The sequence below is a fragment of the Exiguobacterium sp. s163 genome (genome assembly GCF_018617135.1).
Lineage (GTDB): Bacteria > Bacillota > Bacilli > Exiguobacteriales > Exiguobacteriaceae > Exiguobacterium > Exiguobacterium profundum.
On record NZ_JACSJN010000007.1, the window covers coordinates 103,757 to 118,044 of the forward strand.

A 14,288-nucleotide genomic window follows, 5' to 3' on the forward strand; every position below is an offset into this window, starting at 1 on the left:
TTTCGCTTCTAACTATAACAAAAAGAGAGGGTTGCGGAACAATCCGAACCCTCCCTTCATCAAATCTCAATTTTTTTCACGCAATGCCTTCACTTGTTCCCGAATACTCTTCACACAGTCCGGCATCCCAATTCCGTCATAGGCGATTCCTGCGAGAATGACGCCTGGATATACCCGGCTCATCTCGGCTCGGAGTGCTTTGACACGGTCCGCATGAAAGACCGCATAAGGAGGCAGTCCATCACGGAGTCGACTGACGACGGTTTGAATCGGTTCACGATGAATGCGCATCAGGCCACGGAGATCGTGTAATGCCGTCTCGATGATTTCTTCATCGGATGCTTCGACAATATCATCTGCCCCCGGACGACCTAAAAAGACACGAAGGACGTGATATCCTTCCGGCACCGCATGTGGCCATTTCTGGTCGATGAACGTACATGCCGTGATTGTCACATCCGCTTCTTGACTCGTCACGAACCCTGTCCCGACGAAAGGAAGCTCAATATCCGCTTCTTTGAAGACAAGCGAGCATGTGGCCGTCGCATGTGGCTTCATGTCCGCCAAAAAGTCACTGTCGACTTTCGGGAGGAACTGACGAATGAGGCGCGGTGGGACCGTCAACACGAGATGGTCCGTGTCGATATCTCCGCGATTCGTGAAGAGGCGGTACCCGTCCTCACGTTCGGATACTTGTTCGACGGAACAGTTTAATACGATTTCAGTACGTTCCAACCGTTCTGCCAAGCGGTCTGTCAGTGACTTGAGTCCACGTTTCAACGAAGCGAACTGACCGACCTTCTTTGCCCCGACTTCTGCGACTCGTTGTTCCGGTCGTAAGTGTCGCATCCCTTCATACAAGTTGCCGTATTTCTTTTCTCCCTCGATGAACTGCGGGAATGTCGACATCGCACTCATTTGATCGATGTCTCCAGCATAGATACCAGAGAGTAACGGTTCAATCAATCGGTCGACGATTGGGTCCCCGACACGCTCACGAAGGTAGAGGCCGAGTGAGACGTCCGAGTCTGGCGCTTTTACATCTGGAGGGGACAGCAACATCTGCTTCAAGTCCTCGTGCTCTTCTTCCGAAAGCAACGTCGTCTCACGAAACGCATTGACGTCGAGCGGGATGCCCATCACCGTCTGTTTCGGAATCGGGTGGAGCCCGTCATGATGAAGAACGTAAGCTTGACCGACTCCATTGCGAACGAGTTCATCGCCTAAACCGACGTCTTCAATCAATTCCGTCATCGCAGTCTTACGAAAGACATACGAGTCCGGACCACGTTCCACCGCAAACTCGCCCGTTTCATACGTATCAATCTTTCCTCCGAGGCGATCCGTCGCCTCGAGCAACGTGATGGTCACGTCTTCCGGCAAATAACGCTCTGCATAAAAAGCGGCGGTGAGACCTGTGATCCCACCACCGACAATCGTGAATTTACGCATGATGCACAATCACGCTTTCCATTCGATCCGCGATGGCTTCGATGAAGCTTCGCTCTGCATTTGGCATAGCCGGACGTGCGTAGTGAACACCGAGGCGGTCACAGACAACTTTACACTCGACGTCGTTATCGAACAATACTTCGAGATGGTCTGCAACAAAGCCGACCGGCGTATAGACGAACGCCTCGTAGCCATGCTTTTCATAAAGTTCAGCCGTCAAATCTTGGACATCTGGTCCAATCCATGGGTCCGGCGTGTTTCCTTCTGACTGCCAACCAATCTCATAATGCGGGACGCCTGTCTCAATGGCAATTTTATCAGCTGTTTCTTTCAACTGATCCGGATACGGGTCGCCACCAGCCAAGATTTTCTCAGGAAGACTATGCGCTGAAACGATGAGACATGTCTTTTCAGCCGGTACAGGCAATGACGCATACGTATCGTTAATCGCATTCGCCCACCATTTGATAAACTTCGGCTCATCATACCACGACTCTACCGAACGAATGTCGATGCCATACTTCGCTGCTTCTTCATGAGCACGTCCGTTGTATGATTTGACGCTATATGACGAGTAATGAGGTGCTAAGACAACCGATACCGCCTCTTTGATGCCGTCGTTCGCCATTTGCGCGACCGCGTCTTCTACGAACGGTTCGATATGCTTCAATCCGATATACAGTTTGAACTCGATTTCACCTACATGACGCTCGTTCAAGATGTCACGAAGCGTCTCCGCTTGATCGATTGTGATTTTTGCGAGTGGAGATACACCACCAATCGCTTCGTAACGTTCCGTCAAATCTTGGAGTGCTTCCGGTGACGGTTTGCGTCCGTAGCGAATGTGCGTGTAATACCGCTCGATATCTTCTGGTTTGTACGGTGTGCCGTACGCCATGACAAGTAGTCCGACTGTTTTCATGATTCGTTGCCTCCCATTTTTTCGCGTGAGTAGTCGTGAATGAATGCCGTCAATTTGACGAGTACGGCCGGGTCGACTTCAGGGAACACCCCATGTCCCAAGTTGAAGACGTATCCTGGCTGTTTCATTCCTTCATCTAAAATTTCCTTAACCTTCTCTTCGATGACCGGCCATGGAGCTAACAAGAACGACGGGTCTAAATTTCCTTGAACCGCCTTTGTAATACCACGGTCCCGTGCTTCCTGTACCGACAGGCGCCAGTCAAGCCCGACCACATCAAGTGGAAGGTCGTGCCATTCTTCGATTTGATGGCTCGCTCCGACACCATGCATGATGAGTGGAATGTCGAGTGAACGTAGTTCTTTAAAGATACGCTCCGTCGTCGGTTTGATGTAACGTGCATAATCTTTGCGGCTGAGCGTCCCGACCCACGAATCAAACAATTGGAACGCTTGAATGCCGGCATCCGCTTGCGCCTTCGCATACGTGATGACCATGTCGCCGAGTTTTTCCATCAATGCATTCCATACATCCGGTTCTGCATACATGAGTGCTTTCGTACGATGGTAGTTCCGCGACGGTCCCCCTTCGATCATATAGCTCGCCAATGTGAACGGTGCGCCTGAGAAGCCGATAAGCGGAACTTCTAGTCGTTCCCGTAGTAGACGAATCGTGTCAAAAACGTATGAAATATCTTCCGGGTTTAACGGTTTCAAACGTTCCACATCTTCCATCGTTCGATACGGATTGTCGATGACCGGTCCAATCCCGCTCTTGATCTCGACATCGACTCCCATAGACGGAAGTGGCGTCATAATGTCCTTATATAGAATGGCCGCGTCGACTCCGAGTTGTTTCACCGGAAGTTCCGTGACATATGCACAAAGTTCAGGATCATGCGTGATCTCGAATAGTGACCTCGTCTTTTTAATCTCTCGATATTCCGGTTGGTAGCGTCCGGCTTGGCGCATATACCACACAGGTACATAGTCAGTCGCCTCTCCTTTAAACGCTTTTAAAATAGTATCGTTCATACGTCGCGTCATTCCCCTCTAAATTTCTCCTACATTCTTTATTCTCGTGTTTGTGAACTCAAAAACATTATACAGAAATTAATTAGAATTATGCTAATGTGAAGCATTTTCATTGTGTTTTCTTTGTGTCATTTTTTTGTCGGAAATGTTCGGAAGGCTGAATTCAACTGACCCCGAATCAAATCATCCCGCTGTTTCGCCGACAATCGTCGTTCTCGTTCTTTAATATCTTGAATTCGCCATCCATCTTCTAGTTTGGTCGCCACTTCGACTAAACGTTCCACGTCATGGAAAGAATATTTACGTGAACCACCTTTTGTACGTTCCGGAAAGACGAGACCTTTTTCTTCATAATACCGAATTTGGCGCTCTGAAAGTCCCGTCAACTCAGTCACGACACCCATCCCGATCACTTTCTTCGATTTGTAGTCCATTCAGCCTCGCCTCCTTAATAAAAAAACTATGTCAGATAATCTGACAAAATGCAATCCAGCATGCAATTTTCGTTTTACACTGAAGTCAACTTTTGGAAAGCACCTAAGAAAAAGGAGGGCATGAACATGGAAGACATTCTCTATTATATGGACACGCTGTATGTACTCATCGCTGCATTGCTCGTATTGACGATGCAATTAGGTTTCGGATTACTCGAGACGGGGACGCTTCGGGCGAAGAACGCCGGTCACGTCGCGGTCAAACAAATTATCAGCCTCTCTGTGGCGGCACTCGCTTTTTGGGCGGTCGGGTTCGGCCTCTCGTTCGGTGACGGGACAACTTGGTTTGGGACAGAAGGATTCTTCTTAAGCGGATCGTTCACAAGCCTCGACTGGGCGAACGTCTCAATCGACATCAAGTTCTTATTCCAGTTATCATTCGTTGCAGTTTCTCTCGCCATCGCGTGGGGTGGATTTGCAGAACGGGCTAAGCTTTCTGCCTACGTTCTGTTCGGTATCTTCTTCGTTGCCATCCTCTATCCAATCGTCGCTCGCTCAGTATGGGCTGGTGGAATGCTCGGATCAATGGGGATGCAAGACTTCGCAGGTTCGGCGGTCGTTCACCTTCAAGGTGGGATGGCGGCTCTCATGGCAACAATCATTTTGAAACCACGTCGTAAAACGGAATCACTCGCTGGTCATAACCATGTGTTAACAGTCGTGGGCGGTCTCGTCCTTTGGCTTTGCTGGTTCGGCTTTAACGCCGGTTCGACAATGTCGGTCGCTGACGGATTCTTCGGTTACGTCGCATTGACAACGATGCTCGCCACAGCAGCTGGTGCGCTCGGTGCTCTGACCATCGTCATGCTCCATCGGAAGACGGCGGATATCCCGACAATCGTCAACGGAGTACTCGGGGCGCTCGTCGCCATCACGGCAGCATGTGCGTTCGTCGAACCGTGGGCAGCCGTCGTCATTGGGGCACTCGCATCGGTTGCAACATATGGAACGAGCATCTTGATGGCGAAGTATGTGGATGACCCGCTCTGCGCCTTCTCCGTACACGGAGTCGCTGGAATCATCGGAACACTCGCACTCGGCTTCTTCGCATCGCCTCGACTCGTTGAGATCACAGGGATCGGTTCTGCCGGACTCTTCTACGGTGGCGGATTGACACAGCTCGGTGTACAAACACTCGGTGTGTTGATCGCGATGGTCATCGCCGGCGGTGGAAGTTACACCTTCTTGAAACTTCTCGATGTCACAATCGGACTCCGTGTCACAGAAGAACAAGAAGATGTCGGCCTCGACATCGCAGAACATGGTGTATCGGCATACGGTGAAGTCGAAGAAACGACTGAGAAACCAGGACGCCTCCCGAAGATTCTCGGTTCGAGCGTATCGGTCATGTCACCTAAAAAATAATCTACTCACGTGAGAAGGACATCCTGTGCGGGATGTCCTTCTTTTTATTTCAATCGATTCAAGTAATAGCGTGTGACCATGACAGACAAGACCAATCCGACCGCCGCATCCCATGTGGCACCAAAAGCGATGGATGCAATCGCAAGAACGACGGACTGGATGACGAGCAGTCGCATCGCCCACCACGAATACCCTGCGATTCGCTCATCGCGTGTGATTGGAAGCCAGGAAACGATGGAAACCGCCTCTAACCGTTTAAATAACGGAACGAGCTGCAACGCGGTCAAGCCTACGAAGAGCGGCGTGACCAATCCGACGTACCATCCTCCCGACATCCACATGACAATGAGCGCCACCACTGTCAAGCGAAGAATCAAATCAAGTGAGTCGTTCGAACGGAGAATGCGAAGTCCGTACACGTAACGCGATGCATCTACGCGCCGTAGGACCCGATTTTCTAGAAGCCGCGTCAACACCCGGCGCTCTCGAACCTCTTCTTTCAAGGTCGGCAAATCGACGAACCAGCTGATCACTCGTTCAAACTGAGCCCGACTCTTCTCCTCAAGCACCAACCAGTGTAAGAGTGGGATGCGCTCGTTTCGTTTCACATGTAAGAAAATGAACGGCATGAACGCGGGCACCCATGCCCACGCTGTCCAATCCATTAAAAGACAAGCGCCGCTCACGAGCGCAAACGGTAGGATTGTCCATTCACGTACGCCTTCCACTTTTGCCAAACGACCTGCAGCTGACAACATGACCATCGTCACGACGACGGATAACACTTCGATACTCGTATAACTCTCTGTCCGTACGAGGAGCGGTAGTAAAACGAGAAGGACGAGCAATCCACGCAATGCAGCAAACACGAGATTAAATAAACGTACCCCCACCATATAAGAACGAATATCCCCTAACTCCGGAAGCAAAAATACTTGATCCGCCTCTTGAATGAACGTTCGCGGGCGATGACCGAGTGGCATGAGCAATAGGACCCCCGCGGCAATCCACGTTCCTGGGAATGTCCCATCGATTCGTTCTAAGAAGTTATTGTAGACGAACGCCCCGTAAATCAAGGTGAAATAGAGCGTGAACAACAGTCCCCCGTTCGCAACGTAGCGGCTGTACTTGACGACCTCTTCCATCCAGGTTCCGAACCTTGCTGTAAATCGATTCATGACGACCGTTCCTCCGAAGCGATTGCTTCTACATATATATCATCAAGTGTCGCATCAGGCGACAATCGATACACGTTGCGCAACTCGGCCGCTGTTCCGCTCGCGATGACGACTCCTTGATGAAGGAAGACGAATCGGTCGCAGTGCCGCTCCGCCGTCTCAAGGATATGGGTGGACATTAAAATCGCGCAATCTTGTTTATATTCATCAAATAATTGAAGCAACTGACGAATGGCTAGTGGGTCTAGACCAACAAATGGTTCATCAACAATCAAGAGCGGCGTTTTCGTCACGAGCGCACACAAGATCATCGCTTTTTGACGCATCCCTTTTGAAAAGACGGAAGGGAACCAGGCGAGTTGCTTTTCCATCCGCATTTCTTTCGCCAAACGTTTCGTGCGCGCAGCCAACTCGTCTGGATTCACATCGTACGCCTTCCCCATCAATTCAATATGTTCTTGCAACGTTAACGTTTCATACAAAATCGGTGTCTCCGGTATGTAACTCACTTTCTTACGATAATTCTTTTCGGAAGAATCTAATGTCTCGCCATCAATTTCGATTTTTCCGGAGAGGGGTGACAATAACCCCAAAATGTGTTTGATTGTCGTCGACTTTCCAGCTCCGTTTAGCCCTATCAACCCGACGAGTTCCCCTTTTTTTACTTCAAACGAAATGTCATGCAAAACTTGTTTACCGAAATATCCGCCGTTCAATCGATCGACGTGCAGCATGAAAACCACACCTTTCATTTTCATCTTTTTTTCTTGGTATATGTTTTAAATGTTGTCACATGGGAATAATCTGAACTGTAAGGCATTTTAAAATAAAACATCAATACTTCCATTGTTCCACAAAATCGTTGTAAAGAACAATGGGAAAACAGAGGAAGGAGAATGATTTATGGGGTTTATTCTTTATTTGATTATCGGGGGTATCATCGGTTGGTTAGCAGGATTGATTTTAGGTAAGGACGTACCAGGTGGAATCATTGGTAACATCATCGCGGGGATCATCGGTGCATGGTTGGGTGGACTTATCTTTGGTGACTTCGGACCAATCGTTGCGGATATCGCGATTATCCCGGCTCTAATCGGTGCGATTATTTTGATCTTGATTGTATCATTCGTTATGAAATCAATGCGTAAAAAATAAGATTATGTATCGGAGGGGCTTCCATTACGGAATGTCCCTCTTTTTTCATTGGATCAATAAATACATCGTGTCGTTCTTTTCGATAAACTGTTTTTCGGTTTCAAGACCAAAGAACGTAAAGAATGATTCGAAGAACGATTGACCGTAATCCCACTCTGTTCCGAGCGGGTGTTCCGATTTCGTTTTCGGTTCACCGAGGAGGGCAATCAAATCATCCGGTCGTTTATCGAGGTCGACCTGAATCGATTCCACTTCCTCATCTTTAAACGTGACAGTCAATCGCTCATAGTCCCATTTTCCTTCACGCTTTCCAGCTGGTTCACCAAGCGTTTCTTGAACCTGCTGACTCGACTGTCCAATTAACGAATCGACCGTTTCGAGTGAATGACCCGTTTGCGCCTCCACTTCAATTTCAATCAACTCAGCCCGCTTCAAATCAAATTGTCCGGCAATGGCTTCGTTCGATTCAGGCATAAGCGCATACTCAATGGATTTAGAAGATATCAATTGAATCGTTTCGGTTTCCGTGACCGTCTCTCCATTTGTCACCGCTACCGCTTTGACATCATATTGTCCCGGCATCTGTTCAAACGATAACGTATCATCGGCTTCATCAATCCGTCCTACCTGTTGCCTATCAATCCAAATATTCGTCAATGGGACGTCCGAGGTCACATCAATTTGTTGTGGGAGTAGTTCAATCCGATAGTCAGAAAAGCCATATCGCCCTTCCCCCGTATCGATCAAACGAAATAATCCGTCCGCCTCCATTCCCGATGTTCGGTCGGCCCGGTCTTTCGCAACTTCTGCGATGGCCTCTCCTCGAATGGACTTTTCAGCGTTCAACCACCCCATGAATCGCAGAGCCTCCGCTCGCGATAAAGGTTCTCCAAGATATTCGACTTTTTCTTCAAAAAAGGTACGATCTTCTTCTAATAAGGCCTCTTTGAATGCGACGTGAATTTTATCTTGTTCTGCCGCCGGCTTGTATGCATATATATAGAAAACAATGGCTCCAACTAAAATCGTTAAACTAGATATCAAAAGAAAATTTTTTGGACTCCGCTCTTTTTTTCTACTTCTCGTATATGGCATGTGCTCACCTCCTTTGCTCTCACTTATCTTCTATTATAGAGGGAATCCATCTCGCTTCCTATCGTTCTTGCGCCCGAACTTCCGTGTTATGATGGAACAGAAACGACATTTAAGAATGGAGGAATGAAGATGCACACAGATCCGACCTGTATCTTTTGTAAAATCGCAAAACAAGAAATCCCATCTTATCGGGTATATGAAGACGAAGCGGTCGTCGCTTTCCTCGACCTCTCTCAAGTGACGAAAGGACATACGCTCGTCATCCCGAAACATCATGCGAAAAACGTATATGAATTGCCAGAAGACGTGGCAGCAGACGTCTTCAAACGCGTCCCTACCATCGCCAAAGCGATTCAACGTGAAACGGGTGCCATCGGAATGAACGTCTTATCGAATGCCGAGGAAGTTGCCGGACAAACGGTGTATCACTTCCATATCCATTTGATTCCGCGCTTTGGACACGAAGATGGATTCGGTGCGAAGTGGATTACACAAAACGACGCTTTCACGTCAGAAGAACTCACTACCCTTGCATCAAATATTCATGCCCACGTATAAACAGAAAGAGACCCGTCATCGACGGGTCTCTTTTATGATTGATTGATTGAGTCACGATGGCGTTTTCGTTCCTCTTCTAGTTGCGCCCGCTCGACCTGAAGCTTGATTGCCACTTCATATAACTGTTGACGCGTCTTGACAGATGTCGCTTGTTCAAATTCTTTTCGTAATTCTGTTAGACGGGCATCTATTTCAAACATCCGCTTTTCTCGCATCGATTCTTCACGTGCCTGTTCCGTTTGCTTCGACGCCTCGTATCCCGCCTCTAGTGTATTCATAATGGATTCGGCCCAAGTGTCATCTCCCAGTCGTTTCGCAGCGAGATACAGGTCAAGCATGTCATCTACCCAACGCTTCGCTTTCTCCACTGAGGATCACCTTCCTTTACCTGTATTTTAAAATAAAATGATTTTTCGGTCAAAAATGAATGTTCTGAAAAATTTTATTTGCGATATAGGTTTTTAATCACTCTTTTTTGGTAAAATAATATGAAAAGAATGTAATTCTGATTATCCGAGCTTGAGGAGGGGAATGAATTGTCGAGTCGCCAACGTCGAGATTGGATTGCTTTCGGCTTTGTTTTAGCATTTTTAGGAGTCGCCACGGTGAAGAAACTGGCGCGAGGAACTGCAAATGATGCCGCTGCTCAACAACATCGAGCATCTACAATCACTACGCTAAAAGAACAATTTGGGAATGTGGCGAAACATGCATCGCAGGTTGCCGCCGCAGGAAAACTGCAAGGAAAAGAATTGACTGACCAAGTGAAAGCCGAAGTCGAACGCTATCAACAAGACATTCAGCCTTCAGTCGAGCGCATCCAAGGGAACCTTCAGGAACTCTCGAACGTACAGTCTGCTATGACTGACAAAACCGTCAATCAAACACAGTGAGTGTTTGAGGTCATCGTCCGTCGATTACATTTGACTTTTTATCCGGAAAGGATGGATCGAGATGGAACACGAAAAAGAATTCACTGGCCCTGAGGCCATGCTCTATAGCCACAAAATCATTCAATTGAGTAAGGCTTTGTGGAAAACCGTCGAAAAAGACTGGCAAAACTGGATCAAACCGTTCGACTTAAATATCAATGAACATCACATCTTATGGATTGCCCACGCTTTAGGCGGTGCATCGATTTCAGAAATTGCGAAATATGGCGTCATGCACGTCTCGACTGCTTTCAACTTCTCGAAGAAGTTAGAAGATCGTGGATTACTTACGTTTTCTAAAAAAGAGACGGACAAACGAAACACGTACGTTCAATTGACACCTGAAGGCGAATCGTTATTACTCGAAACGATTCACGCATTCGACCCAGAAGGAAACGGCGTATTCCACGCTTCCCTTCCGCTTCAAGAACTATATGGAAAGTTCCCTGACTTAACAGATATGACGGCTATCGTACGTCGCTTGTATGGGGATAACTTTATGGATATCTTTGCGGAAACGTCAAAAATGATCACAGAAGAGGCAGGCAGACGCCCTGATGAGGATGAACTCAGTCAAGAAGCCTGACCTGCCGATAAAGTGGTTCTGTGACGTCTAATGCGATTCCTTGTCGGACGCACGCCTCAAGAATCGTTTTGACGTCAAGTCTCACATCTAACATACCTGCAAAATGGACGAGCAATGGTTCTATGGACGTATATCCGTAGCGCAATTGCTCGTTTTGCTGCGCCCGAATCTCCTCAAGCAATTGATAAAATGACTCGACTTCTTGTTTCGTCAAATTCGCTCGAATCACTTCATATTCGAACGGACGGTCTGTCCAATCGACAATCTCGAGTAAGATCTTCATCTGATAGGCTAAATGCTCGACCTTCTCCTCTAGTGACACTTCCCTCACCCCATCATTTCACATTCTATTTCATCATTATACGACAGGATTGTATGCTATGATACTGTACAGACAAGAGAACAGCTGTCATGATTAGGAAAATGTGATATAGTCGGACTTAGAAACTTTAAAGAATTATTAGGGGTGGAATACATGTCAAACGGAATGACGAACGAACCAAAAAAGCAAGATAAAAAATTCTCAACTGGCGCACTCGTGGGTGCATCTGCAATCGCACTCATCATCGGTGCTGGCGGTACGTATGCGGCAACGAACGCAGGCGGCGGAGAGTCAGATAATTCAGCAGTCGTCACATACAAAGGCGGCGAAATCACACGCGGTGAAATCGCGGATATGAGCTACGACCGCATGGTGCCACAACTCGCATTCCAAGAGACGATGAATGCACTTCTTGAAAAAGAATACGGTGACCAAGTCGACCAAGAAAAAGTAGATGAAGAGTTCAGCAAGACAGAAGAACAGTTCAACTCAGAAGAAGAGTTCGAACAAGCGATTCAACAAGCCGGTATGAGCGGTACGGAAGAGTTTAAAGAAGCGCTTCGCGGACAAATGCTCGTTGACGCTGCGAAATCGAAACTTGTCGATGTGACCGATGAAGAAATCGAAGCACAATTCGCAAAAGAGAACGTGGAAGTGGAAGCTAGCCACATCCTCGTTGAAACTGAAGAAGAAGCACAAGACATCATCAAAGAGTTGAATGACGGTGCAGACTTCGCTGAACTTGCGAAAGAAAAATCAACGGATACTGGTTCAGGAGAACAAGGTGGAGAACTCGGTTTCTTCTCTGCTGGTAAGATGGTACCTGAATTCGAAGAGTACGCATTCAAAGAAGATGTCGTTGGTAAAATCTCTGAACCGGTTCAATCTCAGTTCGGTTTCCATGTCATCAAAGTGACAGACCGTAAAGAGAAAGACTTGAAACTCGAAGACGAGAAAGATCGCATTCGTGAAGAATTGGCAGCTGAAAAATCAGCTTCTGTCGATGCGAACAAAATTTACGCGGAGTTGATTGAAAAATACAACGTTGACGTAAAAGATGCAAAAGCAGAACAACAATTTGACGCCGTTAAAGAAGCCATTAAAAACGCAGACGAGTCTTCAGAAGAACCTGCAGCAGAATCAACTGAAAAGTAATCACAAAGGGGCGCTCCAGCAATGGAGTACCCCTTTTTCGTTGATCATCTATTATAGATTCGGGCGATAGAAGGCACGGTTATCGAGTGCCATGACACGCTCCGTGAATGTCCCCGGCTCGACCCCTTCATACGCTTTCTCAAACATATTCATGCGCGCATCAATGTTATCAATAAAGAATAACATCTCCGCTTCAGGCAACTGTGGCGTATTCGCAGAGCCCCATTCCGGCTTCCCGTGATGGCTTAAGACGAGATGTTGCAACAGTGTCGTCACTTCACGGTCCGTACCCAGTTCCCGTGACACGACTTCAAGCTCCGATGCCATAAGTGACAAATGACCGAGTAATTTTCCTTCGAGTGTGTATTCTGGCGTAATCGCATCAGACAATTCGATGACTTTCGCCAAATCATGCAAAATCACACCCGCAATCAAAAGATCACGATTCAAGGATGGATACAGTTCACACATCGTATCCGCGAGCTTCAACATCGACATCACATGAAATGCCAGTCCTGAATAGACCGCGTGATGATGTCGAACGGCAGCCGGGTACGTGAAGTATGCCTCTTCATGACGATTGACGACTTCCTCGACAAGACGGCGAATCTCATCGTGTTGAAGTGACGTGATGAATCCACGAATCGTCGTCTCGAGCTCTGACTTCGGAATCGGAGCCGATCGGACGTACGGTGCGATGTCTATTTCCTGCTCGATGATCGAAATTTGTTTTAGTTTCAACTGGGTGCGCCCGCGATAGTCCATCACTTCACCGGCCGCATGGACGATTTTTTTCGTCGCATACTTCTCAGTATCGGCACTATCCCATAATTTTGTTTCGATTTCACCACTCTCGTCGCAAAGGATTAATGTTAAATAAGGTTTTCCGTTCCCGGCAAGTCCCTTATACGATTGTTTGATCATGACATATTGGTCTAGCGTGTCGCCCACTTTGAGCTGACCGATTTTTGTCGTCAATGAAAGCACCTCTCTCTTGTTCAGTACTTTCATCTTAACGAAAGTTTGCGACAGATGCCAACATTCCTGACAATTTGGGAATACTATCAATATAGTGAATTGGAGGTATGGATGATGGAATGGGATTGGTATACACGACCGGAAGATTATGTGCATGTTGATCAGCAATATGCTCGAGCCTATACGTATTGGCTTGAACAATTGACGACCTCGAATGTGACGAAGATTGTCGTCGAGAATGGATATATGTATGGTTCACTCACGCTCGACTATGAACAGTTAGAACGGGAGCCACAAAAAATTGGACACTACTTCATTGGACCTGATTTTTTGTGGACAATCGGCTTTGATGATTTGCACCATGAGTCCGTTCTCGCCAAACAATGTGATTCTCCGATCGAGGCGTTTTATGAGTTGCTTGCCGAACGGATGAACAACTACTTTCATGGCATCGATGAATTTGAAGAACGATTGATGGCCGCTCAGCGTGAAATGACGGGACAAGTTCCCGCTACGTTCATGAATGAGATTTTTGGTCTTCGAAGTGAGATCGAACGGTGGTCCGATACGGTCACCCCATATAAGGAGCTTGTCATGGCGGGACGAGAGGCTTTTTTAACGATCGATTTACAGCAGTTGAAGTCGTATCAGCTTGCCGATTATCGAGTCAGTCGATTGCTGACACTCATCAATCATTATCAAGAAGACGTGATTGCGATGACAGACCTCGCCTCCACCCTGTCAAACTTCCGAGGGAACGAAATCATGAAGGCACTAACCGTCTTCACGGCGCTGACGACTCCCGTCGTTGCATTCGGTGCGGTTTGGGGAATGAACTTTAAAAACATGCCTGAACTGGAATGGCCGCTTGGATATGGATTCGCCTGGCTCATGATTCTTCTCTTCACGCTCATCATCCAAGTGTGGCTGAAACGGAAGAATTGGATCGGGTCATTGCTACAGTTTCCGAATCAGACGACTTCAACGAAACATCGGTCAAAACAAAAATCTCAAAAAACGAACAAAAGTTCGGTATAATGAAAGAAAAGTGATTCACACAAG

Annotated in this window: 17 protein-coding genes; 7 read left to right on the forward strand and 10 right to left on the reverse strand. The window is 47.4% G+C overall.

From position 1 onward, the window contains the following. Nucleotides 1-66 precede the first annotated feature (66 nt). The 4 genes from hemG to KNO71_RS15540 form a co-directional block, all read right to left on the reverse strand. The gene (gene hemG, locus KNO71_RS15525; protein ID WP_078146426.1) at nucleotides 67-1,452 is read right to left on the reverse strand and encodes a protoporphyrinogen oxidase; all 1,386 of its coding nucleotides are present in this window, start codon (nucleotides 1,450-1,452) and stop codon (nucleotides 67-69) included. After that, nucleotides 1,445-2,374 carry a ferrochelatase gene (hemH, locus tag KNO71_RS15530; RefSeq protein ID WP_078146425.1) on the reverse strand — a complete coding sequence of 310 codons (930 nt, stop codon included), beginning with the start codon at nucleotides 2,372-2,374 and terminating at the stop codon, nucleotides 1,445-1,447. The genes hemG and hemH overlap by 8 nt, the downstream gene beginning before the upstream one ends. Next, nucleotides 2,371-3,420, reverse strand: a complete 1,050-nt coding sequence (gene hemE, locus KNO71_RS15535; RefSeq protein WP_015880943.1) for a uroporphyrinogen decarboxylase — start codon at nucleotides 3,418-3,420, stop codon at nucleotides 2,371-2,373. The genes hemH and hemE overlap by 4 nt, the downstream gene beginning before the upstream one ends. 116 nt (nucleotides 3,421-3,536) lie before the next feature. Further along, nucleotides 3,537-3,842 (reverse strand): MerR family transcriptional regulator, encoded by a 306-nt coding sequence (locus KNO71_RS15540; RefSeq protein ID WP_015880942.1) that lies wholly within the window; start codon nucleotides 3,840-3,842, stop codon nucleotides 3,537-3,539. A 120-nt stretch (nucleotides 3,843-3,962) separates the two neighbouring features. Between KNO71_RS15540 and KNO71_RS15545 the strand changes: the two genes are divergently transcribed. Next, nucleotides 3,963-5,267 (forward strand): ammonium transporter, encoded by a 1,305-nt coding sequence (locus KNO71_RS15545; protein WP_251025634.1) that lies wholly within the window; start codon nucleotides 3,963-3,965, stop codon nucleotides 5,265-5,267. A 44-nt stretch (nucleotides 5,268-5,311) separates the two neighbouring features. On the opposite strand, the gene KNO71_RS15550 is transcribed toward KNO71_RS15545, so the two are convergent. Continuing rightward, a complete protein-coding gene (locus tag KNO71_RS15550; protein ID WP_078146423.1) occupies nucleotides 5,312-6,445 on the reverse strand; it encodes an ABC transporter permease in 1,134 nt (377 codons plus the stop codon). Beyond that, nucleotides 6,442-7,179 (reverse strand): ABC transporter ATP-binding protein, encoded by a 738-nt coding sequence (locus tag KNO71_RS15555; protein ID WP_251024805.1) that lies wholly within the window; start codon nucleotides 7,177-7,179, stop codon nucleotides 6,442-6,444. Before KNO71_RS15555 ends, KNO71_RS15550 begins: the two co-directional genes overlap by 4 nt. Nucleotides 7,180-7,348: 169 nt before the next feature. Here KNO71_RS15555 and KNO71_RS15560 point away from each other — a divergent pair, with 169 nt between their 5' ends. Further along, nucleotides 7,349-7,600, forward strand: a complete 252-nt coding sequence (locus KNO71_RS15560) for a GlsB/YeaQ/YmgE family stress response membrane protein (RefSeq protein WP_031421191.1) — start codon at nucleotides 7,349-7,351, stop codon at nucleotides 7,598-7,600. Between the two features lie 45 nt (nucleotides 7,601-7,645). Here the strand turns inward: KNO71_RS15560 and KNO71_RS15565 are convergent, their stop codons facing one another. Beyond that, the gene (locus KNO71_RS15565; protein ID WP_214689355.1) at nucleotides 7,646-8,695 is read right to left on the reverse strand and encodes a hypothetical protein; all 1,050 of its coding nucleotides are present in this window, start codon (nucleotides 8,693-8,695) and stop codon (nucleotides 7,646-7,648) included. Between the two features lie 129 nt (nucleotides 8,696-8,824). On the opposite strand from KNO71_RS15565, the gene KNO71_RS15570 reads away from it, so the two are divergent. Further along, nucleotides 8,825-9,253 carry an HIT family protein gene (locus KNO71_RS15570; protein WP_015880936.1) on the forward strand — a complete coding sequence of 143 codons (429 nt, stop codon included), beginning with the start codon at nucleotides 8,825-8,827 and terminating at the stop codon, nucleotides 9,251-9,253. Nucleotides 9,254-9,285: 32 nt separating this feature from the next. Here the strand turns inward: KNO71_RS15570 and KNO71_RS15575 are convergent, their stop codons facing one another. Further along, nucleotides 9,286-9,621: a hypothetical protein gene (locus tag KNO71_RS15575; RefSeq protein WP_078146420.1), complete on the reverse strand. Its 336-nt coding sequence runs from the start codon at nucleotides 9,619-9,621 to the stop codon at nucleotides 9,286-9,288. Nucleotides 9,622-9,789: 168 nt separating this feature from the next. Between KNO71_RS15575 and KNO71_RS15580 the strand changes: the two genes are divergently transcribed. Beyond that, a complete protein-coding gene (locus KNO71_RS15580) occupies nucleotides 9,790-10,146 on the forward strand; it encodes a hypothetical protein (RefSeq protein ID WP_015880934.1) in 357 nt (118 codons plus the stop codon). A 61-nt stretch (nucleotides 10,147-10,207) separates the two neighbouring features. Further along, nucleotides 10,208-10,771 (forward strand): HTH-type transcriptional regulator Hpr, encoded by a 564-nt coding sequence (locus KNO71_RS15585; RefSeq protein WP_078146419.1) that lies wholly within the window; start codon nucleotides 10,208-10,210, stop codon nucleotides 10,769-10,771. On the opposite strand, the gene KNO71_RS15590 is transcribed toward KNO71_RS15585, so the two are convergent. After that, nucleotides 10,755-11,093 (reverse strand): DUF1878 family protein, encoded by a 339-nt coding sequence (locus tag KNO71_RS15590; RefSeq protein WP_237708238.1) that lies wholly within the window; start codon nucleotides 11,091-11,093, stop codon nucleotides 10,755-10,757. The genes KNO71_RS15585 and KNO71_RS15590 overlap by 17 nt on opposite strands. A gap of 153 nt (nucleotides 11,094-11,246) precedes the next feature. Here KNO71_RS15590 and KNO71_RS15595 point away from each other — a divergent pair, with 153 nt between their 5' ends. Beyond that, complete coding sequence (locus tag KNO71_RS15595) at nucleotides 11,247-12,248, forward strand: peptidylprolyl isomerase (protein ID WP_214689357.1); 1,002 nt, start codon at nucleotides 11,247-11,249, stop codon at nucleotides 12,246-12,248. A 51-nt stretch (nucleotides 12,249-12,299) separates the two neighbouring features. Here the strand turns inward: KNO71_RS15595 and KNO71_RS15600 are convergent, their stop codons facing one another. Further along, nucleotides 12,300-13,259 (reverse strand): HD domain-containing protein, encoded by a 960-nt coding sequence (locus KNO71_RS15600; protein ID WP_078146417.1) that lies wholly within the window; start codon nucleotides 13,257-13,259, stop codon nucleotides 12,300-12,302. Between the two features lie 81 nt (nucleotides 13,260-13,340). Between KNO71_RS15600 and KNO71_RS15605 the strand changes: the two genes are divergently transcribed. After that, nucleotides 13,341-14,264, forward strand: a complete 924-nt coding sequence (locus KNO71_RS15605; RefSeq protein WP_214689359.1) for a magnesium transporter CorA family protein — start codon at nucleotides 13,341-13,343, stop codon at nucleotides 14,262-14,264. The last annotated feature ends 24 nt before the right edge of the window (nucleotides 14,265-14,288 follow it).